Genomic DNA, 23,826 nt, shown 5'->3' with positions numbered 1-23,826 from the left:
GTCGCGGTCACCGGACCACCCCGAGTGCGGTGCGTGCGCGGTCGAGCGCGGTGTCGAGGCGGGCGTCGAGCAGTCCGTCGGGCAGGTCGACCACCGCGTCGCCGTCGCGCAGCGACGGGTCGGCGACGATCGGGACCGCGAGGTCGAGGTCCGCGACGCGTGCGGCGTCCGCGGGGCTGACCCGGACCGCCAACGCGACGGTCGGGTCGAGCGAGGCGAGTGCGCGTCGGACGGTGGCCTCGGCGCCGGAGGCGGGTCGCGCCTCCCGGCCGTCGGCGCCGGTGGCCGCTGCGGTCTCGTCCACCCTGGCCGTCCGGACCGTGTGGCGGACGACCGCTTCCGCGAGTTCGAGGGCCGCAGCGACCAGCGACTCCTCGGCGTCGCGCAGGACCGGGACGAGTTGCGACAGCAGTGCGTTGGTGGCGGCGTCGAGCACCTGCACCCGACGCGCCGTGTCCGCCTGCAGGGACGCGAGCCGGGCGGCGTGCTCGGCGTCGAGCCGGGCACGGAGCGCGTCCGTGTCGACCTGTGCCGCGCGCAGCCCTGCCGCGTACCCGGCGGCGTGCCCGCGGACGTCGGCGGCGGCCGCGCGGTCGCGCGTGGTCGCGCTGCCGAGCACCGGGAACGCGACGCGCTGGACGACGGGGTCAGTCAACGAGCTCGTCCTCCTCGGTCCGGTGGACGGTGATCGTGCCCTGGGCCTCGAGCTCACGGACGGACCGGACGACCTCGGCGCGTGCTTCCTCGACCTGCGAGACGCGCACCGGCCCCATGGCCTGCAGCTCGTCGTCGAGGACCTCGCGGTTGCGTTCCGAGACGTTCGCGCGGATGGTCTCGACGACGGCTCCCGGGGCACCCTTCATGGCGGTCGCGAGGAGCTTCGAGTCGATGCCCCGGAGCACCTGCTGGATGTCCCGTGCCTCGAGCTTGACGATGTCCTCGAAGGTGAGCATGCGCGATCGGATGTCCTCGGCGAGCTCCGGGTCGCGCGCCTCGAGTCCGTCGAGCACGGCCTTCTCGGTGGCCACGTCGGAGCGGTTGATGATCTCGACCAGGGGTGCGATGCCACCGACGACCTCGACGCTCTCGCGCGGGGACACCACGGCGCCGGCGCGCTGGCGGAGCACGGCGGCGACGATGCCCACGGCCTCCGGGGTGGCGGTGCCCATCGTGGCGAACGCCTGCGCCACGTCGGTGCGCACGCGCTCGTCGACCCCGGCGAGCACGGCACTCGCCTGGCCGGGCCCGAGGTGCGCGAGCACGAGCGCGATCGTCTGCGGCAGCTCCCCCTCGAGCAGGCTGACGACCTGGCCGGGCTCGGCGTCGTCGAGGAAGTCGAACGACTGACCGGCCAGGTTCGAGGCGAGCCGGTCCATCACGCCGGCCGCCCGCTCCGAGCCGAACGACGCCTCGAGCAGGCCCAGCGCGGCGTCCTTGCCGCCGCGCTTCTGCACGCGACCGCGCTGCGTGATGCGGTGGAACTCGCTCATCGTACGGTCCACGACGCTGTCGTCGACCCGGCGCATCCGCACGATCTCGGCGGAGATCTCCTCGGCCTCCAGCTCGGTGAACTGCTTCATCACCTCGGCGGCGCGCTCGGTCTCCATCTGCATGAGGATGAGTGCGACCTTCTGCGCACCGGTCAGGGCGCGTTCGGTCGCTCCGCCGCCCGCGGGGACCGGGACGAGCGCGCTCACACCGGTGCCCGGTCGTCGAGGAGCCCGCGGAGGAGATCGGCCGTGCGCTTCGGGTCACGTTCCGCCAGCGCGGAGATCTCCTGACGACGACGCTCGGCGCTGATCTCGTCGGTGGTGAGCACCTCGGTCGGGGCGTCGTCGTGCGGCAGGGTCGGCAGCGCGACCGTCTGCGGGTCGACGGACGGCAGTCCTGCGAGGTCGTCGTCCACGCCGAGCGGCAGTTCGAAGGTCTCACCGGCGAAGGCGTCGAGCTCGCCGACGTCGACCGCCTCGCGCGACTGGCGGCGGGCACGACGGGCCAGGACGATCGCGAGCACGATCGCGGCGGCGAGGACCGCGACGACGATGCCCGCCGTGCGGATCGCGGACCACATGGCCTGCTGCTGGTCGGCCTGCTGCTGCTCCTCGAGCGCCTTCGCGGCGTCCTTCGCGGCGGAGTCGTCGAAGTCCATCATCGCCACGCGGACCTGGTCGCCGCGGGTGTTGTCGGCGCCGGCGGCGGCGGACACCAGGTCGTTGATGCTCTGCAGGTTCGCGTTCTGCACCGATTCCGCGCGCGAGTTCAGGGCGACCGAGATGGTCTGTCGCTCGACTCCACCCGCAGGGATCTGCGTCGTCTCGGTGGTCTTGTCGACGGCGTTGTTCTTCGTCGCCGACTCGTTCTTGTACCCGTCGTCGCCGTTCGCCGCGGTGCCGTTCGCCGTGCCGTTCGGCACCGCGATGTTGTCCGGACCGAGCACGCCGGTCGCGCCGGTGCCCGCGCCGGAACCGGACCCGTACTCCTCGGTCGAGCTGGACTCGTTGAGCGCCACCGGGCCGCTCGTGGGCTGCGCGAAGCTCTCGGAGGTCCGGGTGCCGGACTGCTGGTTCATCGTCGCGGAGACGACCACGCTGGCGTTGCCCGGGCCGAGCGTCGTGTCGAGCAGGTCCTGGATCTTCTTGCGCGTCGTCGCGTCGTAGTCGGCCGCCTGGTCCGAGCCGCTGCCGGTGGCGCCGGTGCCGACGGTCGAGAGCGTCTGGCCCTTCTGGTCGACGACGGAGACGTCCGTGGGCTGCATGCCCTCGACCGCCGCGCTCGTGAGGTGCACGATCGACTGCACCTGGTCGGTGGTGAGCTGGGCGCCGTTCTCGGTCGCGACGAACACCGACGCGGTCGGGTCCTTCTCCTCGGACACGAAGACGGTCTTCTCCGGGATCGCGAGCTGCACCGTGGCGGCCTTCACCCCGTCCATCGACGAGATGGTCTTCGCGAGTTCCCCCTCGATCGCACGCTTGTAGGTGACGTCCTGCTGGAACTCGGAGCTGGTCACACCCATCTTGTCGAGCAGCGAGTAGCCGCCCTCGTTCGACGACGGCAGGTTGTTCGACGCCGCCTTGAGCCGCTCCGAGTACACCTTGTCCTGCGGCACGAGGATCGTCGCACCGCCGTCCGTCAGCTGGTACGGCACACCGTCGGTCGTCAGCTGGTCGGTGATCGAGCTCGCGTCGGCGGCCGCCAGTCCGGTGAAGAGCGGCGCGTAGGTCGCCTTGCCGAGCCAGCTGGCGAGCGCGATCCCGCCGAGCACGAGCGCGGCGACACCGATCAGCGCGATGGTGCGCTGTGCGGCGGAGAACCCCTTCACGTAGGCAACGAGCCGCGCCCACGTGTCCTGCATCGCGGCGGGCATCAGGCCTGCATCCGCATGATCTCGTTGAACGCGTCGACGCCCTTGTTGCGGACGGCGGCGACGAGCTCGAGGGTGACCTGAGCGCGGGTGGACGCGATGGTGGCGTCGTGGATGTCGTCGAGGTTGCCCGTGACGGCCTTGAGCGCGAGCGTCTTCGAGGTGCTCTGCAGCTGCTGGAGCCCGTCGACCGCGTTCGTCAGGCTGCTCGCGAAACCGTCGCCGGTGGCACCCGTGGCGCCGGTCCCGGTCACACCGGTGGTGGCGGCGGTGGGCGTGACGTCGGTCGTCCCGCCGAAGGCGCGGGTCATCGCGTTGGTGGTCACACCGTTCAGGGCGTCGATGGGCATCAGTTCTTCCCGATCTGCAGTGCCGCCTCGTAGGCGGTCTTGGCGCGGTCCACCACGGCGGCGTTCGCCTGGTAGCCGCGCTGGGCCATGATGAGGTCCGCCATCTGCGTGCCGAGGTCGATGTCCGGCATGCGGACGTACCCCTCGGCGTTCGCGAGCGGGTTGTCGGGGTCGTAGGTCACGCGGCCTGCGGCGCTGCCGAACGCGGCGCCCTTGACGTAGGCGCCGGACGTGCCCGCACCCTCCTGGACCTCGACGTAGCGGGCCTGGAACGCGGTGTCGTCCATCGACTTCACGGTGTTGACGTTCGCGATGTTGTCCGAGATCGCGTCGAGCCACTTGCGGTGCACCGTGAGTCCGGTGCTCGCGATCCCGATCGCGTCGAAGGTGGTCACGAGGAGCTCCGCATCGCCGTGCGCAGGCTGGTGGCCTCGCCGCCGACCGCCTGGGTAGCGAACTGGTAGCGCAGGACCGTGTCGATGTTCGACAGGGTCTCCTGGTCGAGGTTCACGTTGTTGCCGATCGTGTTGGTCGGCTCGAGGCTGCGAGCAGTGGTCGCCGTCGCGTGCCCGTCGCCGTGGACGATCGAGTCCGCGAGGGCGTCCTCGAAGCGGACCTTCTCGGCGTGGTAGTTCGGCGTGTTGATGTTCGCGATGTTGTTCGCGATGGTGCGCTGTCGCAGCGACAGCCCGTCGAGCGCGCTCTGCAGCGCGACGCTCGTCACGGAATCGAACACGGGTGGCCCGTCCCCTCGGTGTGCGACGTCGTCGGACGTCGCCGATTGGCGGTGGCCGATCCATGGCCGAACAGGTGAGCGATCCGTGCTCGTGGGGCGCTGTCGGCGGCGGCGCTGAGGACGTTAGGGCCCGCCCCGAACGGGGGGCGGGGCCAGGCCGCGAGCGGGGGTCGCTCGTCCAGGGGTCCGCTGTGGTGCGACGAAGTCGCTGTCGTGCGACGACGCATCTGTCGCCGTACTCGCTCGAGCAGTCGCGCCTCAGGCGGAGGCGTCGAGGTAGACCGAGCCGCGCGGCTCGTCCGTCGCCGCGACCTGCCGCAGCGCCGCGAGGTGCTCCAGGGTCTGCCGCCGCTCGGTTTCGAGCGTCGACATCCGGTCGCGCTGCGCGACCAGCAGTCGGGAGGCGCGACCCACCAGCGCGCGCGGCACCGGTCCCAGCCCGCTCGGCTGGGCCCAGGCGGTGGGCGCGTCCGCGGTCAGGTCGCGCTCGAGCGCATCGAGCGTCGCTGCCCAGGCCTCGTCAGGCGACACCGAGCGCTCCCCCGGTCCCGGACTCCGGGGCCCGGGTCGCGGGCAGCGCCGCGGCGGCCTCGTGCCACGACTGCCGCAGCGGCTCGAGGATCCGGATGCAGTCGCGGGTGGCCTGCACGTCGCGGTGCACGTTCGCGGTGATGAGGGAGGTCGACGCGTAGTTGTAGATCGCGAGGAGTCCCTCACCGCCGTCCCACACGTCGATCCGGAGCGTCGACGAGAGCTCGCCGACGATCGCCTGCGCGTGCAGCAGCTGCTCGCGCGCAGCCTCCCAGTCGGACGTCGTCTGCGCGGCCTCGGCCCGGTGCAGGTCGAGGAGCAGCCGGTCGTAGAGCATCGTGACGAGCTGCGCGGGTGTCGCCGACAGCACGGCCTCGTTCGTGTACTGCGCGCGCCGCTGGTCGGTCACCGTGCGGGGCTGCGCTGCCTGGCGGAAGGCGGCGGACTGCAGGTCGAAGGCGTTCATGGTCGTTCCCGTCACTTCGACGTCGATGCCAGCTGGCTCGAGAGCCATGCCGACTGGGACTGGAGCTTGCTGAGGCTGGTCTCGAGGGCGGAGTACTGCGCCTGCAGCGTCGCCCGCCGTGCGGTCAGCCGGTCGGACCAGTTGTCGATCTGTGTCGTCAGGTCCTTTGCGACCGACTGCTGCCCGGTGATCGAGGTCGTGATCGACCCGGTGTACTTGTCGGACGCGGCGGTCGCCGCGGCGCCGACGTTCGTCGCGACCCCGGACAGCATCGCCTGCGTGCCCTGCGGGTCGTCCGCCAGGGCCTTCTGGAACACCGCGGCGTCGAAGCTGAAGGTGCCGTCCTTCTGGATGACGATGCCGATCGACGACGGCGACTTCCCGTTCACCGGCGTCGACATCGTCGTGGTGAGGCGCTGCACGGCGTCGCGGGTCGTTCCGTCACCGGTGAGCACCCCGGCCTTCGTCGACGTCGTGCCGGTGGTCGGACTCGTGGTGCTCGTCACCGCCGTGTTGGTGGCGTAGTACGAGGTGATCGCGTTGAGCGCGTCGACGAGCCCGGAGGCGACGGCCTGTGCCTTCGTGGTGTCCTGGGCGACCGTGACGGTGACGGGGTCGGTCGTGGTCTGCGTGACCGTGACGTCGAGACCGGGCAGCAGGTCGTCGAACGTGTTCGTGGCGCTCGTGACCGTCTGCGCGGCGGCGGTCCCCGCCCACAGCGTGACGCTGGCGTCCCGGCCCTGCGTGACGATCGCGGCGCCCGGCTGGGTGAAGGCGTTCGTCGCGGTCCCCGCGGTCACGTCGTCGGACGTGCCGCGGTAGAGCTCGAACGACGCTGCGGCGCCGGTCTTCGTCGCGCTGAGCTGCAGGCGGTAGAGCCTGGTGCCGCCGGTGTCGGTACCGGCGGCGACCTTCGTCGCGGTGACCCCCGCGCCCGCCTTGTTGATCGCGGTCACGGCGTCGTCGAGCGAGCCGGAGGCGGGCGTGACGGTGGTCTTCTTGCCGTCTGCACCGACGAGGGTGAGCGGCTCGGCTGCCGACGCCCACGTCGGCATCGCCGCGGTGACGCCGACGTGCGCGGCCGCGGTGGCGCCGACCTGGAAGCTGACCGAGCCGGCGGAGGCCGTGGCGTCGGTGGTCACGGTCACGCCGGTGGACGAGCTGGTGGCGCCGTAGACGTCGAGCGACGTGGCCTCAGCAGCGTCGCCGGCCTTCGTCGCGAGGGTCTGCACCAGCGAGTTGATCGTCTGCAGCGACGAGACGAACGAGTTGGTGTCGGTGAGCTTGTTCTTGAGCAGGGTCTGCGGGACCTGCTCGATGGTCATCAGCGAGTTGATCAGGTCCGAGGTCTTGAGACCGCTGACCAGACCGTCGATCGCGAGACTGTTGCCCGAGACGGACGACGTCGACATCGCGGGGCTCCCTGCCGTCGGGGGTGGTCGTGGGTGTGGTGACGCCGCCGTCCGGAGGACTCGAACTCCTCCGGACGACGGCGTCGGTGGCGCTAGCGGAGGAGCGAGAGCACGCCCTGCGTGCTCTGGTTCGCCTGCGCGAGCATCGAGGTGCCGGCCTGGCTCAGGATGTTGTCACGGGTGTACTTGACCATCTCCTGCGCCATGTCGACGTCGGTGATGCGGGACTGCGCCGCGGTCAGGTTCTCCTTGGCCACGTTCGTCACGTTGATGGCGTGGTCGAGGCGGTTCTGGACGGCACCGATGTTCGAACGAGCGGCGGACACGTTCTTGATCTCAGCGTCGATGGCGTCGATCGATGCCTTCGCCTCGGCGTTCGAACCGAACTTCAGCTTTGCGTCGTTCGCACCGGCGGCCGACTCGTCGACCGCGAGGCGCGTCGCCATCGTCTTGATGTCGGCCCCGGAGAGGTCGACGACGATCTGGCTCGAGTCGTCACCGTTGGCGCCGACCTGGAAGGTCAGCTTGCCGTCAGCGGTCGCGGCGCCGGCCGCGGACGTCGCGGCCTTGCCGTCGAGCAGCTTGATGCCGTTGAAGTTCGTCGAGTCGGCGATGCGGCCGAGCTCCTTCTGGAGCTGCCCGACCTCGGTCTTGATGGCGTCACGCGACGTCTCGTTGTTCGAGTCGTTGCCGGCCTGCACGGCCAGGTCGCGCATGCGCTGGAGGATCGAGTGGGTCTCGGTGAGGCCACCTTCAGCGGTCTGCACGACGGAGATGCCGTCCTGCGCGTTGCGGGCGGCGACCGTGAGGCCACCGACCTGCGACTTGAGCCCCTCGGAGATCGTCAGGCCCGAAGCGTCGTCGGCGGCGCGGTTGATGCGGAGACCGGTCGAGAGCTTCTCGAGGGACTTCGACAGGTCGTTCTGCGTCGCGTTGAGGTTCCGGTACGTGTTGAGTGCCGAGAGGTTGGTGTTGATGGACATACCCATGGTGGTTTCCTCCGTGAATCCTTGGGTGGTGGTGCCTGCCCGTCCATGGGCTGACATCCGTGACTCTCGGCAGGTCCGCCGAGGTCGTTAGGTGTCGGCGAGGAATTTCCTCCCCGCCGAAGATCTAGCCGGCAGCGACGGCAGACGGCGCGGACGCGTCCTGCACCGCCCGCGCGACACCGGCGGCGGCGTTCGCGGCGACCCGCGCCAGGTATGCGGACCGGCGGGCAGCCGTGGTCCGGGACACCGGCTCGACCGCGGTGCCGTCTCCGTAGTGCTCGGCGAGGCCGTCACGCAGCAGCCGCATGGCCTCGGACCGCTGCTGCGAGACGGCGGAGTGCGTGATGCCGAGCTCGGCAGCGACCTCGGTGACGGAGCGGTCGCCGAAGTAGACGTTCTCGACCACGAAGCGCATCCGCTCGGGCAGCGCGGCGACGGCGGCGCGCAGGTACCGGCGCTTCTCGGCCTCGAGCAGGTCCTCACCGGGGAGCGGCTGGTCGGCGGCCACCGTGTCGTGCACGGTCTCGTCGATCGGGGCAACGGTGCGGGCCGCGTCGGCCATGGCGTCCGCCGCGGTCTGCCGGTCGACGCCCATCGCATCGGCGATCTCCTGCACGCCCACCGAGCGGCCGAGTCGGGCGGACAGCGCCTCCTGCGTCGCGAGCATCTCGCGGATCCGCTTCCGGGTCCCCCGCGACGCCCAGTCCGAGGAGCGCATGTCATCGGCGATCGCGCCGGTGATCCGGGTGCGGGCGTACGCGCCGAACGGCACGCCGAGGTCGGGGTCGAACGCCTCCGCCGCGGCGACGAGCGCGAGCGACCCGACGGCGGCGAGGTCGTCGCGGTCGAGGTGGGTGGCACGGGCACGGACGTCCGCGACGATGTAGCCGACGAGCGGCAGGTGTTCCACGATCATCGCGTTGCGTGCGTTCCGGTCCATTGGCATCCCCTGGTCGACCTGCTGACTGACCCGTCCGTGGGCGCGACGGACACCGGCCCTCGGCAGACCGGTGCGTTCGTCGAAGAGACCACTCGGATCCGTCCGAGCGGTGCACCCGCGTCCCTGCGACGCGGTGCGGGGGCGTCCCCCGCGGTGCGTTCCGAATGTATCGGCTGACACCACTCCTGGTGGAGCTGTGAACGTCCCCAGTGCGGGGGGACGGGCCCCCTCACACGGTCGGCATTTCCGGGGACACGGGGACAGGAACGGGCGTTCTTGTCCCCCGTTCAGGGTGACAACGGCCCTCGACCGGGAGGCACGGCCCCGTCGACCGGTGACGCGAGCGTCCGTCATCTGCGCTCGCCCACCGCCGCTGCCCGCTTACGACGCGCCGCTCGGGGCCGATAGCTGCTCCTGTCCGCCGGAAGGCGGACCGGTACGACCCGAACGTCGCCGACCACACCCCCACCGGGAGGAGCCATGAGCGTGAACGACCTGTCCGCCGTCCTCTGGCGCGAACGCGAACTGCTCGAACTGCTCACCTTCAAGCTCGAGGAGGAGCAGCTCCTGCTCGCCGCCGGGCGCTCCCGCTGGGTGTCCCACGCCAGCCGCGAGGTCGAGCAGGTGCTCGAACGACTCCGCAGCACCGGTCTCGAGCGCGCCGCCTCGAGCGCCGCGGTCGCCGAGGAGTGGGGCGTCGACGCGGACGCACCGCTGCGCGACGTGGTCGCCGCCGCCCCGAGCGGCCCGTGGGGCGAGATCCTCGGCGCGCACCTGACGGCCATGGTCGAGCTGACGACGCAGATCGGCGCGCTCCGTGACGAGAACGACCGGTTCCTCCGCACCGCCGCACAGGCGACCGAAGAGACGCTCGCCGGGAGTGTCACCGGCGCGGCCACCTACGACGCCTCGGGGAGTTCCGGCTCCGGCTCCGACGGCGCACGACTCTTCGAGGGGACCCTGTAGCACCGTGGTGAGCACCTTCGGATCACTCGCGACCGCCGCCTCCGGGCTGGCCGCGGCCCGCGCCGGCATCGACGTGACCGGGCAGAACATCGCCAACGCCGGTACGGCCGGCTACACCCGGCAACGCGTGACGCAGTCCTCCGTGCCCGCCGTCCAGACCGGCTTCGTGCGCGGCACCGCGGCCCTCGCCGGCCAGGGCGTCTCCGTCGACGGCATCGCCCGGCTCGGCTCCCTGACGCTCGACGCGGGCCTCCGCACGGCGACCGGCGCCTCGTCCTGGGCGCAGACCCGCGCGACTGCGCTGTCCACCCTGGAGGCAGGCCTGCAGGAGCCCGGGAAGAACGGCCTGTCCGCGAAGCTCGACGCCTTCTGGTCGTCGTGGGGCGACCTCGCGGCGCACCCCGACGACCCCGGTGCGGCGTCGTCCGTCATCGCGGCTGCGTCGATCGTCGCGAGCACGCTCGCCAGCGGCTCGGAGGCCGTCGACGACCAGTGGTCGACCGTGCGCACCACCACGTCGACGCAGGTCGGTCAGCTCAACGACGCGGCGGCCCAGGTCGCCGACCTGAACGGCCGCATCCGCTCGACCCTCGCGTCGGGCGGCAGCGCCAACGAGCTCCTCGACCAGCGGGACCAGCTGACGCAGCAGATCGCCGGGCTCGCCGGCGGGACCGTCCGGGCCAACACCGACGGCACGGTCGACGTGCTCCTCGGCGGCAACCCCCTGGTGCAGGGCACCACCGCAAGCAGCGTCACCCTCGACGGCGGCACGCGCCTGACCGACGGGCAGCCGGTGACCCTGCGCTGGACGTCCGGCAGCGAGTCGACGGTCACGCTCGACGGTGGGTCGATCGGCGGCGCGCTGTCGCTCCTCGCACCGGCGTCCGGCGGCACCGGAGGTCCCCTCGCGGAGGCATCGGCCGCGTACGACCGGGTCGCGACCCGGCTCGCCGCGACCGTGAACGCCGAGCACGCGAAGGGCACGACGGCCTCGGGGACGACCGGCGCACCGTTCTTCTCGGTCGGCGCCGGCACCGGCGCCGCGCAGGCGCTGTCGGTCGTCCCGACCGACGGCGGCGGTCTCGCGACGCGGAACGCGTCGGGCCAACTCGACGACTCGTTCGCCGATGCGCTCTCGCGTCTCGGCACGGCCGCCGGGGGTGCCGACAGCACCTGGGCGACGTTCGTGGCGGGGGTGGGCAGCGCCTCCCGGACGGCCGCCTCGGAGTCCACGCTCACCGGGCTGGCGCTCACCAGCGCTCGCACGCAGCAGCAGTCCGGCGCCGGCGTCGACCTCGACGAGGAGAACGTCAACCTGCTCAGCTACCAGCATGCCTACCAGGGCGCGGCGCGCGTCCTCACCGCGGTCGACGAGATGCTCGACACGCTCATCAACCGCGTCGGACTCGTCGGGAGGGGCTGACCGTGATCACCCGTGTGACCACCCAGATGTCGATCGCGTCGGCGACGGAGCGGCTGCAGGCGAACGCCGCCCGCGTCGCCGAGGCCACGCAGCGCGCCACGACGCTGCAGGCGATCGCGAGGCCGTCGGACGACCCCGTCGGCACCGGCTCGTCCATGCAGGTGCGGAAGGAGCAGGCCGCGACCGCGCAGTACACGCGCAACGCGAACGACGCCGTGGGCTGGCTCGCGACCACCGACAGCAGCCTCGCCGGTGCCTACTCGGTGCTCGGCAAGGTGCGCGACCTCACGGTGCAGGCCGCGAACTCCGGCGTGATGGACGACACCGCCCGCGACGCCTTCATCACGCAGTTCCGCGCGCTGAAGGCCGACCTCGAGGCCACCGCCAACGCGAAGTACGGCACCCGCTCGGTGTTCGCCGGGTCCTCCACGGACACCACTGCCTACGCGCCCGGCACCGGGTTCGCGACCGCCACCACCGCGGTCTCCCGCCGTGTCGGTGATGACCAGGTGCTGCGCGTCGACACACCGGGGGCGGCGGTCTTCGGGACCGGTGCCACCTCGGCCTTCGCCGTGATCGACGACATCGTCGCGGACCTGCAGGACGGCGTGAACGTGAACCCGAAGCTCGGCGACCTCGACACCGCGATCGACACGGTCCGTTCCGCCCAGGCGGACGTCGGCGTGCGGCACGCCGCCGCCCTCGCGGCGCAGGACGCCCTGAAGAGCACCAGCGTCACGCTCGAGAACCGCCGCGCGGGCATCGAGGACCTCGACCTCGCGGGAGCCGTCCTCGACCTGCAGGTGCAGCAGACCACCTACCAGGCAGCCCTCGCCGTCACCGCGAAGGTCCTGCAGCCGACCCTGATGGACTACCTCCGATGAGCATCGACCTGACCTTCCCCGTGCCACCGTTCGGCCTGCCACCGGCTCCCGTCTTCACGCTCGCCCCGGTCGAGGGTGCCGAAGGGCTCTTCGCGCTCAGCGGCGGCGACGCCCGGCTGTACCTGCTCGACGCGGCCGTGCACCTGCCCGACTACGCGCCGGAACTCACGGACGAGCAGGCTGCGACGATCGGACTCGCCGACCCGTCCGACGCGATGCTCCTCGTGGTCGCGAACCCGGGTGCGGACGGCACGACGGTGAACCTGCTCGCCCCGGTCGTCGTGCACGCCCGCACGGCCGTCGGCGCCCAGTTCATCCTCGAGGACCAGGACCTGCCGCTGCGCGCGGAGCTCGCACGGCGGTAGCCAGGCCGCCGCGCTCCGCCGGTCACCGGGGTGCGCGGAGCGACCAGGGCGGGCGGAGCTCCCACCACGCGAGCGTACGTTCAGCCCCATGGCCCGACAGCACAACGACGGGGCGATCGCGCCGATGCCGCCCGCCCCGGTCCAGTCCGACACCCGCGACGAACGGACCCCCACGCCCGCGAACCCGAACGGGTGGACGAAGATGCTCGACCGCGTCATCGCCGTGCAGCGACCGGTGGTGGTCGCCCACGTGAACGCGGTGCGCCGACGCCACCCGGACGCGAGCCCCGCCGAGATCATCCAGATCCTCGAGCGGCAGTACCTCGCGGCGGTCACGACCGGTGGCGCTGCGGTCGGTGCGAGTGCGGTGATCCCCGGCGTCGGCATGGCGGCAGCGCTCGGCCTCAGTGGCGCAGAGACGGTCGGCTTCCTCGAGGCCACCGCCCTCTTCGCGCAGTCGGTGACCGAGGTGCACGGCATCGCCCTCGAGGACCCCGAGCGCTCCCGCACGCTCGTGATGGCGCTCATCCTCGGCGCCCCCGGAACTGAGCTCGTGAAGCAGCTCGCCGGGCAGGCAGCCGGTGGCCAGGCCCGGTCGGCGTTCTGGGGTGAGATGGTGACGGCCTCGTTGCCGAAGCAGGTGGTGAGCGGCATCGGCGGCAAGGTCCGCGACCAGTTCATCAAGCGGTTCGCGGCACGCCAGGGAGCCTCGGTCCTCGGACGCGCGCTGCCCTTCGGCATCGGCGCGGCAGTGGGCGGACTGGGCAACCACGCACTCGGCAAGAAGGTCGTCCAGGCCTCCCGTGAGGGCTTCGGGCTGCCGCCGCGACACTTCACCATCGTGCTCGAGGCGAAGCCGACGAAGGAGCGCGGTCGCGGGGCGAAGGGCGGGTCGACGAGCGGCGACCGCACGGGTGACCAGGAGCGCCGCGCACTTCCCTGGCGGCGGAAGGGCCGCGCCGACGAGGACCTGTGGGCGGACACCCCGCACCGCGACCCGCAGCACGACCGCGAGCAGTCCGACGGCCGGATCGAGCGCGACTGACGGCGCTCGGCCGACGGACGGGAGGCGCGGTGCCGGCTGGCACCGCGCCTCCCGTCCGTCAGCAGTCCGCGTCCGTCACGCGCGTCGCTTCGGCGTCCGCACCACCTGCCCGGCGTGCGCGAAACCGCCGCCGAAGCCGAACAGCAGTGCCAGGGTGTCCTCCGGCAGCTCGCCGCGGTGCCACGCCTTCGACAGCCCGAGCGGCACGCTCGCGGCCGAGGTGTTGCCCGACTCGACGACGTCCCGGACGACGTACTTGTCCGCCCCGCCGAGCGCCTCGGCCAGGGGCTCGATGATCCGCAGGTTCGCCTGGTGGAAGGCGAACACCCCGATGTCGTCGAGCGTCAGCCCGGCTGCCTCGACGACTGCGCGGGCGTGCCCCTCGGCCTCGGTGATCGCCCAGCGGTAGATCGACCGACCCTGCTGCGTGAAGTACTCGGGGTCCCGCGTGACGAGCACCGCCTCGTTGAGGTGTGGCACGCTCCCCCACGACACCGGACCGATCTCGGCGGTCTCGGACGCAGCGATCACGACCGCGCCGGCGCCGTCGCCGACGAGCACGCACGTCGAGCGGTCGGTCCAGTCGGCGATGCTCGACAGCGTCTCGGAGCCGATGACGAGCGCCGTGTCGGACGCGCCGACCCGGATCGACTGGTCGGCGAGGGCCATCGCGTACTCGAAGCCGCTGCACGCGGTGTTGATGTCGATCGGCGCTGGTCCGTTCGCCATCCCGAGCGCCGCGGCGACCCGACCGGCGGTGTAGGGCGACCGCTCGCGGTGGGTGGTCGAGGCGACGATCACGAGTCCGATGTCGGACGGTTCGAGGCCGGCGTCGGCGATCGCCATCCGACCGGCCTCGATCGCCATCGACACGACGCTGTCGTCCGGGCCGGCGATGCGGCGGGTCTTGATGCCGGTGCGGGTGGTGATCCACTCGTCGTTCGTGTCGACCATGGTCGACAGCTCGTCGTTGGTGAGGACCCGTTCGGGCTGGTGGTGGCCGAAGCCGAGGATGCGGCTGCCACGGAGTGCTGGCGTGTTCACCCGCGGCACGCTACTCCCCTCCGCGGGGCACTCATGCCGGGCAGGGCATGCAGGGACGACCAGGTGGCCCGCCGGTCCTCACTTCCGCGCGGCCGCCGTCGCACGGTCGTTCGCGCGCTTGATCGCCTGCACGAGTTCGTCCTTGTCCATCGTCGAGCGCCCGCTGACGTCGAGACGCTTCGCGACCTCCATGAGATGCGCCTTCGTGGCGTTCGCGTCGACGCCGCCTTGGGCCTCCCCGGAGCCACGCGTGCCCGCTGCGCCGTCGTCCGACGGGCCGGAGGAGTCCTTCTCCTCCCAGTGGTCGCCGACCTTCTCGTACTCGTGCTTCACCGCGGCGTACGCCGTGCGGTGCGCCCGCTCCCCCGGCCCGTACGTCTCGTTGGCCGAGTCGAGGGTCTCGACGAAGATGTCCTGCGCGTGCTTCGGCGACCGCTGCAGGGTGCTGGGGATCTCGTCCTTCGCGGGCATGGGTGCGTCCTTCCGTCCGGGGTGTGTCGACCGCTCGCAGTGGAGAGCGGGCCACTCCCTTCTACGCCGGGCGCATGACCGGTACCCGCAGGGCCTGGTCCGCACACCGGGTCGAGCGTAGACCGGGGGCATGGACTACACACACCTCGGACGGACAGGGCTGTCGGTGTCACGGGCGGTGCTCGGCACGATGAACTTCGGCCCGGAGACCAGCGAGGACGACTCGCACAAGATCATGGACCGGGCGCACGAGCTCGGCGTGAACTTCTTCGACACCGCCAACGGCTACGGCGGCTCGGTGGGCAAGGGCGCCACCGAGGAGATCATCGGCCGCTGGTTCGCGAAGGGCGGTGGCCGGCGCGAGAAGACCGTCCTCGCGACGAAGGTCTACGGCGAGATGACCGAATGGCCGAACGGCGGCAAGCTCAGCGCGCTGAACATCCGGCAGTCGCTCGACGCCAGCCTCCGCCGGCTGCAGACCGACCACGTCGACCTGTACCAGTTCCACCACGTCGACCGGGCGACCCCCTGGGACGAGATCTGGCAGGCGATCGACGTCGCCGTCCAGCAGGGCAAGGTGCTCTACGTCGGGTCCTCGAACTTCGCCGGGTGGCACATCGCTCAGGCGCAGGAAGCGGCTGCCCGTCGGGGTTCCCTCGGCCTGGTCAGCGAGCAGTCGATCTACAACCTCGTCGTCCGCGACGTCGAGCGCGAGGTCCTGCCCGCCGCCCGCGAGTACGGCCTCGGCGTCATCCCGTGGTCGCCGCTGCAGGGCGGCCTGCTCGGTGGCGTCATCGAGAAGACCGAGAACGGGTCCCGCCGTCTCTCCGGCCGCAGCGCCGAGTACGTCGAGGGCCACCGCGACCAGCTCACCGCGTACGAGTCCTTCGCGAAGGAGCTCGGCCACACCCCGGGCGAGCTCGCCCTGGCATGGCTGCTGCACCAGCCCGGCGTGACCGCCCCGATCACCGGCCCGCGCACCATGGAGCAGTGGGAGTCCGCGGTCCGCGCCGTCGACATACGTCTCGACGAGGCCGCGCTGGCGCGCCTCGACGAGATCTTCCCGGGGCACGAGACCTCGCCGGAGGACTACGCCTGGTGAGTCGCTGACGCGACCGTCGGACGGGAGGGGCGGTGCGGGTCGGACCCGCACCGCGCCTCCCGTCCGTGCGGACTCAGGACCTTCATCGACGCCGGGACGTTTCAGTGCTTCGGATGCTCCGACGATGGTGGTGACGAGGTCGGCGAGGGCCGTCACCGTCGCGGCACCCACCACCTCGAGATGGTCCCCGATCGTGAGCCGCCGGGCCCGTCCGATCGATCAAGCGGCATCTTCCGTCAGGTCGAAGATCAGGCGCGCGAACGCGCGTCCACTCATGTGCAGCTCTGACTCGATCCAGAGGTCCGCTCCCGACAACTCGAGGAAGTGCTCGACCTGCGAGTCAGTCAGATCGTTCGCGAGCAGTTCTGCGGCTTCCTCGTGCACCAACTGCTTGTCTGGACTCCCGTACTGCGACAGGTCCGCTTCCAGAGCCTTGCGAGCACTGTCGAAGTCGTCGCGCCAGTCAGCGTGGAAAACGGCGTTCAGGAGGTTCCACAGTGCAGGTGCTCCGCGCTCCACATTCGCACTCGTCAATATCCGGAAATCCATGCTCGTCCTTCTGCTCCCGTCACCGGGGACGCGATCTTGATGGAGGAACCGTCAGGAGCCGCCGACTTCACCGTTCGGATCAGCGGCTCAGGAGGTCGAAGGTCCGGATCGCGCGTAAGCGACGCGAACGCTTCGGCCGTACAGACCATCAGCGCACTGTTTCAAGCCTCGGGCCGATCATCGGCCCGAGGCTTGCTCGATGCGCCGCCGACGAGACCACCGGCGTCCTCGATCGCGTCCGCCGTTGTCACGATACCGGCGATCGCGGTCACGAGGTCGTCGCTGCCGACGTCGACGGTGAGCCATGTTCCGCCGTCGGCCACGGCCGTTCTCGCCGATGTGGGGAGGTCGATCGAGGAGAGCAGGGAAGTGTGGTCACCGCGGAAGAAGTTGGTCAGTCCGACGAGGGTCGCAAACCCTCGCTGAGCCCGGTTTGCGTCCCGGATGGTCACCTGCGCCAGATCAGCTTGCCAGAGCTCGACGAGTCGCCTGAGGACCTCACCGTGGTGCTCTCCGTAGCTCTGCCGCAGATCTGTCGACGCCCCCGGCTCCACCGCTCGAAGCGACACGGCCACCTCGTTCACGATGTACTCGGTCACGATCGCGCCGACGTGCAACCTCACCGAAGCGCCGACGGGCGCCCGGAAGCCACCCGGCGAGGGCAGGAAGGGCGTGCCGCAGTCCGGAGGCATCATGATCGTTCACCAACGCCATGGCTCTCCTCCTCGATCGCTGGATACGCGGACTTGACGAAGAACACTTGTGGCGTGCTCGAATTTCGTGTTAGTCAACGTGCTTCAGCATCGCGCCGTGTTCCAGTTGCTCCACCCGTTCGCCGATCTGCGCGAGCATCTGCCGTCCGCCGCGGAGCCCCTGGTCGGATCGGAAGTTCGCGTTCATCCGGTAGAGGAAGGAGTTGATGTCCTCGTCCTGCGCATCGTCGATGCCGAGCGAGCGGTACTCACTCACCATGACAGTGATCTCGTCGCGGGAGAACCCGTCAAGGTAGAAGTCAAGGTAGTCAGCCACCGACGAGTAGTACTCCCACCAGAACGGGAACAGATTCTCGATGAACCCCCCGATCAAGGGGATGCGGTGCCCGTAGTTCGCGATGTCGATCTCGTTGAGTGGTCGCATGTGAATGCCGTTGCACCGATCAGGTCAGGCAGCCTTGGTTGTGTCAGCGTCCGGGTCAGTGAGCCAGGAGGTCAGGTCCGCGGGTCGCGAGGGAGTTTGCCGTTCGACACGTGTGGAACGGGGCGCATCGAAGCGAAGCCCTCAGTAAGCCCGGCCGCGGTACGTCAGAAATCGCGACGGGCTCGCGAGGCTCATTGAAGGAATGCATTGCGGCGCGCTGAGAACGCGACTCAACCGAGTTCGACCCGAAGTTCTCCGGCGCTCCATATCCGCTGAAGCTCCGCACCAAGTTGCTCGAACCGCTCCCGAGCCTGCTCTGGTAGTTCGAGCTCTATCGGAGCGCCGAAGCTGGCTCCCGCGAAGTCGAGGGCGAACTCGTTCGGTTTGTTCACTGTGGTCTGGTAAGTGGCACCAGCCGTGACCGACGCTCGAAGGAACACACCTTCCTCCAACTCGGAAAGCATGGAAAGAGCGGATCCGCGAGCGGGTTCCGCCAAACCATCGACCTTGTAAGGCGATGCGTCGATGATTGCGCTCCAGGACCCGGCATCCTCGCAAGCAACCACCCGATCTCGAACGGTCCAGGTGCCGTCGAAAGTGGGAAACGTGTCGCGAACCACCGCCGACGCTTCGACGATGCGCGCGGCCATCATTTCCGAGCTCTCTGGCCTGGCATCCCACTCTGCGACGAGGAACCAATCGCTGACATCAACCAACACGATTACCATCCCTTGAAGTCACGAGGCATCTCCCAGTATTCTACCGTCACATTGCGGAGTCGACGAGTTGCTCGAGCGAACTCAGCGGCGAGGTCCGGATCCCGAGTGAAGACCCAGCGCAGGTGCACGTCAGAGGAGCCGACTGCATCCAGCTTGGCGCGCGCGGATCGAGCCCACTCTGCGATCATCTCGGTCTTCCTGCTCGGCGAGAGGCTGTTCAGCCAGCCGTAGTTCCCCTTGACTTCAGTGACGGTCGGACGGCCGTCGATGACACTGAAATCGTCGAGCTTCAACGGATGGCTCGGATGAGCAGCGTTCGGTACCTGATACTCGGGTACCCGTCCATCGGGAAGGGACTTGATACCGGTCACCCATTCCTGGTCGAGCATCCCCCTTCCTCCGGCCGTACGCTCACTCGCAACCCAATGTCCGACATGTCCGTGCTCAGAAGCACCGACAGTGGGTTGCACTTCGCGTACGGTCTCAGGTGGGCTGAAGCCGGTTCGGGCCTCCAACTCAGCGTGCGCGGTGTGCCTCGGCGAATCACCCTGCCCAAGCCCTATCTCGTTCGAAGGTTCCGGGGATGCTGGCCCAGCAGAGCCATGCGGGCCTTCGTGTTCAGAGTGAGCCTGCGGAAGGGTACTGTCAGCGTGACCGGCGAGCCCCCCGGCCGGCGACGCCGTTGGCCCCTCCACCCGATCCGCCACCGAGTGCAACCAGTGCGACCCCGGCTCCGGATGCCCCACCTCGATGTGCGGCCGCCCGAGCCCGACGCCGAACCCGTCCGGCGTCGCCATCGCGTGCTCCACGCTGACCTTGACCGTCGGGATGCTGTCCCCGAGCCCCCGGAGCGCGTCCGCGAAGCTCCCCGCCCCCGCGACACCAGGTCCCCGAGGCCGTCGAGCGCCCGACCGGGGATCGCCGACAGGGCGTCCCCGACCCGGACCATCGTCGTCCCGGCCGCGGCGACCTTCGACCCGAACGCCGCGAGTCGGCTGCCGTCCGCCGCCATCGCCGCGACGCGCGAGCCGACGGCGGCGACCTTCGCGCCGGCGCCGATCTCGCCGGCGCCCGGGATGAAGAGCGTCCCGATGTTGAAGGCGGCACCACCGGCGGCGTGGGCGGGGTCGTCCCGCCAGTCCTCCGGCGAGCCGACGAAGCCCTCGACGATCGCCTGCTGCTTCGCCGTGATGCCCTGTGCGGTCTCGCGCACCACGTCGGGCAGGACGCCCGGCGGCAGCGTGGCCGCGAGGATCAACGGCGGGCTGCCCATCAACGCGAGCGCACCGAGCGACTCGGCGAACCCGAGCCACGACTGCCCGGCCCACTCTCCGTCGCCCCACTCGCCGGTCTGCGAGTTGTAGCCGATCAGACCGCCGAGGCCCTCGACGGTCCCCACAGCGGCGTCGCCGACACCCGAGTTGAAGGACTCCTGGCACGACTGGTCGCCGCGGCCGGTGCTCCCCCACGGCATCGGCTCGTTCGCCTTGACGGCGGTCGTGTAGTCGACGGCCTGCACCTGGGCGATGCACATGTCGGTCCGGAGCCCGTTGATCGCGTTGACGCAGTCGGCCGAGGCCTGCGAGAGCTTCGTCTCCTGTTCGGCGACCTTCGTGAGCAGTTCGTTGTTCTCGTCGACGTAGGGCGTGTACTCGTCCCAGCGCAGGTGCATGTCGTCGAGGATCTCGCCGAAGTGCTGCACCAGGCCGACAGGCCCCTGGTTCGCCGGGTGCTCGGGGTCCCACGGGCCGACGGTCTTGCCCTGCAGTGCCTTCGCCACGAAGGTCTCGGCCTCGGCCTTGAGCTCGACGAGACGACGCGCGATCGGGGCGACGACGGTGGCGTAGTCGCTGATCGCGGTCGACACCTTCTGCATGGTCCCGGCCAGCGCAGCGGTGTCCGTCTCCACGCCGTCCATCACGGTGAGGAGTTCGGCCGAGTCCGGTGTCGTGTAGCTCCCGCCGAGGCCGGCCCACGCCGTCTTCACCTCCGCTCCGCGCGTCTGCACGTCGGTGCCGGCGGTGGCGAAGGCGTTCCCGGCCGCGTCGACCTGCTCGGGCTTGATGTTCGCGCCGGGGATCGCGTCCGGGTCGATCAGGCCGTCGGCGCGGCACTGCCCCGTCATGCGCCGTCCCCGAGGTCGACTCCGGAGAAGTCGCCCGTACTGGAGGCACGGATCGCGTCGGCCTGCGCCGTCGCCGCCATCTCCTCGTCACCCTGGTAGTAGGCCATGGTCGCGTTGGCAGCGCCGGCCAGACCGGCGGTGATGTGGTTGCCGACGCGCTGCAGCAGCGCCGTCTGGCTCTCGATCAGTGCGGCCACCGCGCCCGCGACCGCCTGGTCGTCACCGACCGCGGTCGTCAGCGCCGCGTGGGCGTCGGCGAGCCCGTCGAACGCCGTCGACAGGTTCGTCGCTGCCGTCTCGGTGCCCGCGAGCGTCGACTGCACGCCCGCCGGGTCGATCTGCCAGCCGTTCCCCATCGCTCCCCCTCGTCTCGTCTCGCCTCGTCGTCCGGTGACGGGCCGTGTCGGTCCCTGTCAGTCCTCGACGGCGGACCGTGCGACCGGCAGGCCCCCGGCCGCAGCAGCGACGTCCCGCACGATCCGCGCGGCCACCGCCCGGAACGGGTCCTGGGAGGCCACGTGGACCGAGGTCCACCATAGCGGCTCGCCACCCCCGAACAAGGGGGTCGCGACCGAGCGCGTCCCGAGGAGACGCTCGGCATCGGCGCTGCGCTCGAGCCGTCGCGACTGGATCAGCGTGAGGAGCACGACCCCGTCCGGCGTGGTGAGCTGCAGTGCGTCGCCGTCCCACAGCTGCCGGACCCCGAGGTCCGGGTCGACCGCTGCCGCTGCCCCGACGACCACGGCGGCGTCGACGTGCCGTGGCGAGAGCACGACCCACTCGGCACTCATCGTCGGTCCCCGAAGCCGAGCATCTCGACGGCACGCGGCCCGAGCGCGTCACCGAGCTGGGCCAGCCTGCGCCACCGGGCCTCCGCGTCGGCGCCGCGGGACAGCACCGCCCCGGACCGTACGCCCTCCGGGGTGAAGTCGAGCATCAGCGAGGGCACCCGGGCCGGACCCACCACCCGGACCCCGGCGGGCAGTGTCCGCGGGTCGATGCCGAGGTCCCGGACGGCTGCGGCCCCGACGACGGCGCCGAGCGGCACCGGCAGCGGGAGTTGGTGGGCGGACACGGTGGCGTCCGGGTGCCCGCTCGTCCGCCAGGCGGTCCCGAGCAGGACCCGTTGCCGCCGGGCGAGGTCCGCGAGCACCGCGGGGACGTCGTCGTCCGTCGGCAGCGCGTCCGACGGGACGGGTCGCGGCAGCACGAGCCGCGTCTCCTCCGTCACGCCGGTGGCGGACCGTTCGATGCGGAGCTGGAGGGAGGCAACCCCACCGGCCGTGGGCGCCACGGCGACCAGACGGGTCGGACGGGGTGCGCGACGTCGAGCGAACGCGGTGACCTCGGCGACGCTCCAGGCGAGCGTCGCCGGCTCCACCGTGCCCCAGGCCGTCGGGCCGCCGTCGGCGAGGCCGGCGAGCAGCAGCTCGGCGGTCCGCCCGACGGTCGCGGCGTCCGACGCCGGGTGGTGCACCGAGACCAGCGCTTCGGCCCAGGGCACTGCACCCGGCCCGATCGTCGCGGAGCGCGTGATGGTCTGCGGCGCGAGCATCGCGGTGGCAACGTCGTCGGCGACGACGTCCGACCCGGCTGCGCGGTACCGGTCACCGTCGTGGACGACCCAGCTCGACGCAGTGCGGCGGAGCATCGTCGACATCGCGGCGGTGAGCCGGGAGGTCCCGGGCGTCAGGAGCACGACCACGAGTCCGGCACGACGGGCCTCGAGGAGGAGACCGGTCCGCTCGCTCGAGCACTCGACCACCGCGGCGTCCGTCTCGTGCACGACGAAACCGGCTCCGACCGCGTCGACGAGCGGGTGCGCGAGGGTGAGGTCGTCCACGGCGCCACCCTACCGAGCACCGGCACACGGCGACGGGCCCCGCGCCTGCTGTGTGCGCGGGGCCCGTCGTGCGGGTGGTGCGGTGGCTAGCGGACCGAGACCGGGGTCTCGTCGCGCTCCTCGTAGAGGACGTAGCCCTCTTCACCGTGGACCGCGGTGTCGATGCCGGCGACCTCGTCCTCGGTCTTGACGCGGAAGCCGATGGTCTTCTCGATGGCGAAGCCGATCACGAAGGCGAGGACGAACGAGTAGACGAGGACGACGAGGGCGGCGAGGGCCTGCTTGCCGAGCTGCTCGAAGGAGCCGGAGTAGATGAGGCCGGTGTCGTCGGCGAAGAAGCCGAGGTAGAGCGTGCCGAAGATGCCGCCGACCAGGTGGACACCCACGACGTCGAGCGAGTCGTCGAAGCCGAGACGGTACTTCCAGTCGATCGCGAAGCAGCAGACCACACCGGCGAGGAAGCCGAGCAGGATGCCCCAGCCCGGGGTCAGCGCGGCACAGGCCGGGGTGATCGCGACGAGACCGGCGACGGCACCCGAGGCGGCACCGACCGACGTGGCCTTGCCGTCCTTGAGCTTCTCGATGAGCAGCCATCCGAGGATCGCGGCGGCCGGGGCGGCGAGCGTGTTGACCCAGGCGAGCGCGGCGATGCCGTCGGCGGCTCCCTCGGAACCGGCGTTGAAGCCGAACCAGCCGAACCACAGGATCGCTGCGCCGAGGAGCACGAAGGGCGGGTTGTGCGGCTTGTGCGCACCCTTGGCGAAGCCGACGCGCTTGCCGAGGACGAGCGCCAGGGCGAGACCCGCGGCACCGGCGTTGATGTGCACCGCGGTGCCACCGGCGAAGTCGATGACGCCCCACGTCGCGAACATGCCCGAGGTGAGGTTGAAGACCCACGAGGCGACCGGGAAGTACACGACCGTGACCCAGACGCCGGCGAAGATCATCCACGCGCCGAACTTCGCGCGGTCGGCGATCGCTCCGGAGATCAGGGCGACGGTGATGATCGCGAAGGTGGCCTGGAAGCCGACGAACGCCATCGAGGGGTACGCGGCGTTGATCGTCGAGGCCTTGGCCTCCTCGAACGCCTGGCCGAGGCCGATCTGGTTCCAGTCGATGCTGAAGAACCCGACGATCCCCGCGACGTTCGTGCCCGCGCCGTGGTTGGCGAACGCGATCGCGTAGCCGTAGAGCACCCAGAGGACGCCGACGAGGGCGATCGCTCCGAACGACATCATCATCATGCTGATGACGGACTTGGCCTTCACCAGACCGCCGTAGAAGAAGGCCAGGCCGGGTGTCATGAACAACACCAGCGCCGCCATGATCAACACGAATGCCGTGTTGCCCTGATCAAGCATCTGTTCA

General features: G+C 70.7%; 29 protein-coding genes. 6 read left to right on the top strand and 23 right to left on the bottom strand.

Features of this window, described 5'->3' with window-relative positions; all coding sequences use genetic code 11:
- Nucleotides 1–7: 7 nt before the first annotated feature.
- From DEJ22_RS07210 to DEJ22_RS07160, 11 genes are all read right to left on the bottom strand, one after another.
- A complete protein-coding gene (locus tag DEJ22_RS07210) occupies nucleotides 8–655 on the bottom strand; it encodes a FliH/SctL family protein (RefSeq protein ID WP_111225976.1) in 648 nt (215 codons plus the stop codon).
- Nucleotides 648–1,697: a flagellar motor switch protein FliG gene (gene fliG / locus DEJ22_RS07205; RefSeq protein WP_111225975.1), complete on the bottom strand. Its 1,050-nt coding sequence runs from the start codon at nucleotides 1,695–1,697 to the stop codon at nucleotides 648–650. Before fliG ends, DEJ22_RS07210 begins: the two co-directional genes overlap by 8 nt.
- A complete protein-coding gene (fliF, locus tag DEJ22_RS07200; protein WP_111225974.1) occupies nucleotides 1,694–3,364 on the bottom strand; it encodes a flagellar basal-body MS-ring/collar protein FliF in 1,671 nt (556 codons plus the stop codon). The genes fliG and fliF overlap by 4 nt, the downstream gene beginning before the upstream one ends.
- Nucleotides 3,364–3,711: a flagellar hook-basal body complex protein FliE gene (fliE, locus tag DEJ22_RS07195; RefSeq protein ID WP_181430654.1), complete on the bottom strand. Its 348-nt coding sequence runs from the start codon at nucleotides 3,709–3,711 to the stop codon at nucleotides 3,364–3,366. Before fliE ends, fliF begins: the two co-directional genes overlap by 1 nt.
- Complete coding sequence (locus DEJ22_RS07190; RefSeq protein WP_111225973.1) at nucleotides 3,711–4,106, bottom strand: flagellar basal body rod protein FlgC; 396 nt, start codon at nucleotides 4,104–4,106, stop codon at nucleotides 3,711–3,713. Before DEJ22_RS07190 ends, fliE begins: the two co-directional genes overlap by 1 nt.
- A complete protein-coding gene (locus DEJ22_RS07185; RefSeq protein ID WP_111225972.1) occupies nucleotides 4,103–4,447 on the bottom strand; it encodes a flagellar basal body rod protein FlgB in 345 nt (114 codons plus the stop codon). The genes DEJ22_RS07190 and DEJ22_RS07185 overlap by 4 nt, the downstream gene beginning before the upstream one ends.
- 258 nt (nucleotides 4,448–4,705) lie before the next feature.
- A complete protein-coding gene (locus DEJ22_RS07180) occupies nucleotides 4,706–4,978 on the bottom strand; it encodes a hypothetical protein (RefSeq protein WP_111225971.1) in 273 nt (90 codons plus the stop codon).
- Nucleotides 4,968–5,444, bottom strand: a complete 477-nt coding sequence (fliS, locus tag DEJ22_RS07175; RefSeq protein ID WP_258379509.1) for a flagellar export chaperone FliS — start codon at nucleotides 5,442–5,444, stop codon at nucleotides 4,968–4,970. The genes DEJ22_RS07180 and fliS overlap by 11 nt, the downstream gene beginning before the upstream one ends.
- Nucleotides 5,445–5,455: 11 nt before the next feature.
- Complete coding sequence (gene fliD, locus DEJ22_RS07170; RefSeq protein WP_111225970.1) at nucleotides 5,456–6,856, bottom strand: flagellar filament capping protein FliD; 1,401 nt, start codon at nucleotides 6,854–6,856, stop codon at nucleotides 5,456–5,458.
- Nucleotides 6,857–6,948: 92 nt separating this feature from the next.
- Nucleotides 6,949–7,845: a flagellin N-terminal helical domain-containing protein gene (locus tag DEJ22_RS07165; RefSeq protein ID WP_111225969.1), complete on the bottom strand. Its 897-nt coding sequence runs from the start codon at nucleotides 7,843–7,845 to the stop codon at nucleotides 6,949–6,951.
- 124 nt (nucleotides 7,846–7,969) lie between these two features.
- Nucleotides 7,970–8,785 carry a sigma-70 family RNA polymerase sigma factor gene (locus tag DEJ22_RS07160; protein ID WP_111225968.1) on the bottom strand — a complete coding sequence of 272 codons (816 nt, stop codon included), beginning with the start codon at nucleotides 8,783–8,785 and terminating at the stop codon, nucleotides 7,970–7,972.
- 480 nt (nucleotides 8,786–9,265) lie between these two features.
- Between DEJ22_RS07160 and flgN the strand changes: the two genes are divergently transcribed.
- From flgN to DEJ22_RS07135, 5 genes are all read left to right on the top strand, one after another.
- Complete coding sequence (gene flgN, locus DEJ22_RS07155) at nucleotides 9,266–9,751, top strand: flagellar export chaperone FlgN (protein WP_111225967.1); 486 nt, start codon at nucleotides 9,266–9,268, stop codon at nucleotides 9,749–9,751.
- 7 nt (nucleotides 9,752–9,758) lie between these two features.
- Nucleotides 9,759–11,174 carry a flagellar hook-associated protein FlgK gene (gene flgK, locus DEJ22_RS07150; RefSeq protein WP_111226386.1) on the top strand — a complete coding sequence of 472 codons (1,416 nt, stop codon included), beginning with the start codon at nucleotides 9,759–9,761 and terminating at the stop codon, nucleotides 11,172–11,174.
- A 2-nt stretch (nucleotides 11,175–11,176) separates the two neighbouring features.
- Nucleotides 11,177–12,058 carry a flagellin N-terminal helical domain-containing protein gene (locus DEJ22_RS07145; protein ID WP_111225966.1) on the top strand — a complete coding sequence of 294 codons (882 nt, stop codon included), beginning with the start codon at nucleotides 11,177–11,179 and terminating at the stop codon, nucleotides 12,056–12,058.
- Nucleotides 12,055–12,423 (top strand): flagellar assembly protein FliW, encoded by a 369-nt coding sequence (gene fliW, locus DEJ22_RS07140; protein WP_111225965.1) that lies wholly within the window; start codon nucleotides 12,055–12,057, stop codon nucleotides 12,421–12,423. The genes DEJ22_RS07145 and fliW overlap by 4 nt, the downstream gene beginning before the upstream one ends.
- 88 nt (nucleotides 12,424–12,511) lie before the next feature.
- Complete coding sequence (locus DEJ22_RS07135) at nucleotides 12,512–13,468, top strand: hypothetical protein (protein WP_181430652.1); 957 nt, start codon at nucleotides 12,512–12,514, stop codon at nucleotides 13,466–13,468.
- 75 nt (nucleotides 13,469–13,543) lie between these two features.
- Here the strand turns inward: DEJ22_RS07135 and DEJ22_RS07130 are convergent, their stop codons facing one another.
- Together DEJ22_RS07130 and DEJ22_RS07125 are read right to left on the bottom strand one after the other, a co-directional pair.
- Nucleotides 13,544–14,512: a beta-ketoacyl-ACP synthase III gene (locus tag DEJ22_RS07130; RefSeq protein ID WP_111225964.1), complete on the bottom strand. Its 969-nt coding sequence runs from the start codon at nucleotides 14,510–14,512 to the stop codon at nucleotides 13,544–13,546.
- A gap of 78 nt (nucleotides 14,513–14,590) precedes the next feature.
- Nucleotides 14,591–14,983, bottom strand: a complete 393-nt coding sequence (locus DEJ22_RS07125; RefSeq protein WP_111225963.1) for a ChaB family protein — start codon at nucleotides 14,981–14,983, stop codon at nucleotides 14,591–14,593.
- 130 nt (nucleotides 14,984–15,113) lie between these two features.
- Here DEJ22_RS07125 and DEJ22_RS07120 point away from each other — a divergent pair, with 130 nt between their 5' ends.
- Nucleotides 15,114–16,085, top strand: coding sequence for an aldo/keto reductase (locus tag DEJ22_RS07120; RefSeq protein WP_111225962.1), 972 nt, complete (start codon nucleotides 15,114–15,116; stop codon nucleotides 16,083–16,085).
- 219 nt (nucleotides 16,086–16,304) lie between these two features.
- On the opposite strand, the gene DEJ22_RS07115 is transcribed toward DEJ22_RS07120, so the two are convergent.
- The 10 genes from DEJ22_RS07115 to DEJ22_RS07070 all read right to left on the bottom strand — a co-directional run bounded on the left by DEJ22_RS07115 (nucleotide 16,305) and on the right by DEJ22_RS07070 (nucleotide 23,819).
- Complete coding sequence (locus tag DEJ22_RS07115) at nucleotides 16,305–16,634, bottom strand: contact-dependent growth inhibition system immunity protein (protein ID WP_111225961.1); 330 nt, start codon at nucleotides 16,632–16,634, stop codon at nucleotides 16,305–16,307.
- Between the two features lie 161 nt (nucleotides 16,635–16,795).
- Nucleotides 16,796–17,233, bottom strand: coding sequence for a hypothetical protein (locus DEJ22_RS07110; protein ID WP_146241662.1), 438 nt, complete (start codon nucleotides 17,231–17,233; stop codon nucleotides 16,796–16,798).
- A gap of 184 nt (nucleotides 17,234–17,417) precedes the next feature.
- Entirely contained in the window at nucleotides 17,418–17,771 is a 354-nt protein-coding gene (locus DEJ22_RS07105; RefSeq protein WP_111225959.1) for a hypothetical protein, read from the bottom strand.
- A 230-nt stretch (nucleotides 17,772–18,001) separates the two neighbouring features.
- A complete protein-coding gene (locus tag DEJ22_RS07100; RefSeq protein WP_146241661.1) occupies nucleotides 18,002–18,499 on the bottom strand; it encodes a hypothetical protein in 498 nt (165 codons plus the stop codon).
- Nucleotides 18,493–18,879, bottom strand: coding sequence for a hypothetical protein (locus tag DEJ22_RS07095; RefSeq protein ID WP_284174815.1), 387 nt, complete (start codon nucleotides 18,877–18,879; stop codon nucleotides 18,493–18,495). The genes DEJ22_RS07100 and DEJ22_RS07095 overlap by 7 nt, the downstream gene beginning before the upstream one ends.
- A gap of 170 nt (nucleotides 18,880–19,049) precedes the next feature.
- Nucleotides 19,050–20,615: a hypothetical protein gene (locus tag DEJ22_RS07090; RefSeq protein ID WP_284174814.1), complete on the bottom strand. Its 1,566-nt coding sequence runs from the start codon at nucleotides 20,613–20,615 to the stop codon at nucleotides 19,050–19,052.
- Entirely contained in the window at nucleotides 20,612–20,971 is a 360-nt protein-coding gene (locus DEJ22_RS07085) for a DUF6507 family protein (RefSeq protein ID WP_111225956.1), read from the bottom strand. The genes DEJ22_RS07090 and DEJ22_RS07085 overlap by 4 nt, the downstream gene beginning before the upstream one ends.
- A gap of 57 nt (nucleotides 20,972–21,028) precedes the next feature.
- Nucleotides 21,029–21,406: a hypothetical protein gene (locus DEJ22_RS07080; RefSeq protein WP_181430651.1), complete on the bottom strand. Its 378-nt coding sequence runs from the start codon at nucleotides 21,404–21,406 to the stop codon at nucleotides 21,029–21,031.
- On the bottom strand, nucleotides 21,403–22,458 hold the full coding sequence (locus tag DEJ22_RS07075) for a DUF6177 family protein (RefSeq protein ID WP_111225954.1): 1,056 nt from the start codon (nucleotides 22,456–22,458) through the stop codon (nucleotides 21,403–21,405). Before DEJ22_RS07075 ends, DEJ22_RS07080 begins: the two co-directional genes overlap by 4 nt.
- A gap of 86 nt (nucleotides 22,459–22,544) precedes the next feature.
- Entirely contained in the window at nucleotides 22,545–23,819 is a 1,275-nt protein-coding gene (locus tag DEJ22_RS07070) for an ammonium transporter (protein WP_111225953.1), read from the bottom strand.
- Nucleotides 23,820–23,826 lie beyond the last annotated feature (7 nt).

It is taken from the genome of Curtobacterium sp. MCSS17_007 (genome assembly GCF_003234175.2).
In the GTDB taxonomy this organism is placed as follows: domain Bacteria; phylum Actinomycetota; class Actinomycetes; order Actinomycetales; family Microbacteriaceae; genus Curtobacterium.
This window is presented reverse-complemented; position numbering and strand designations above follow the sequence as displayed.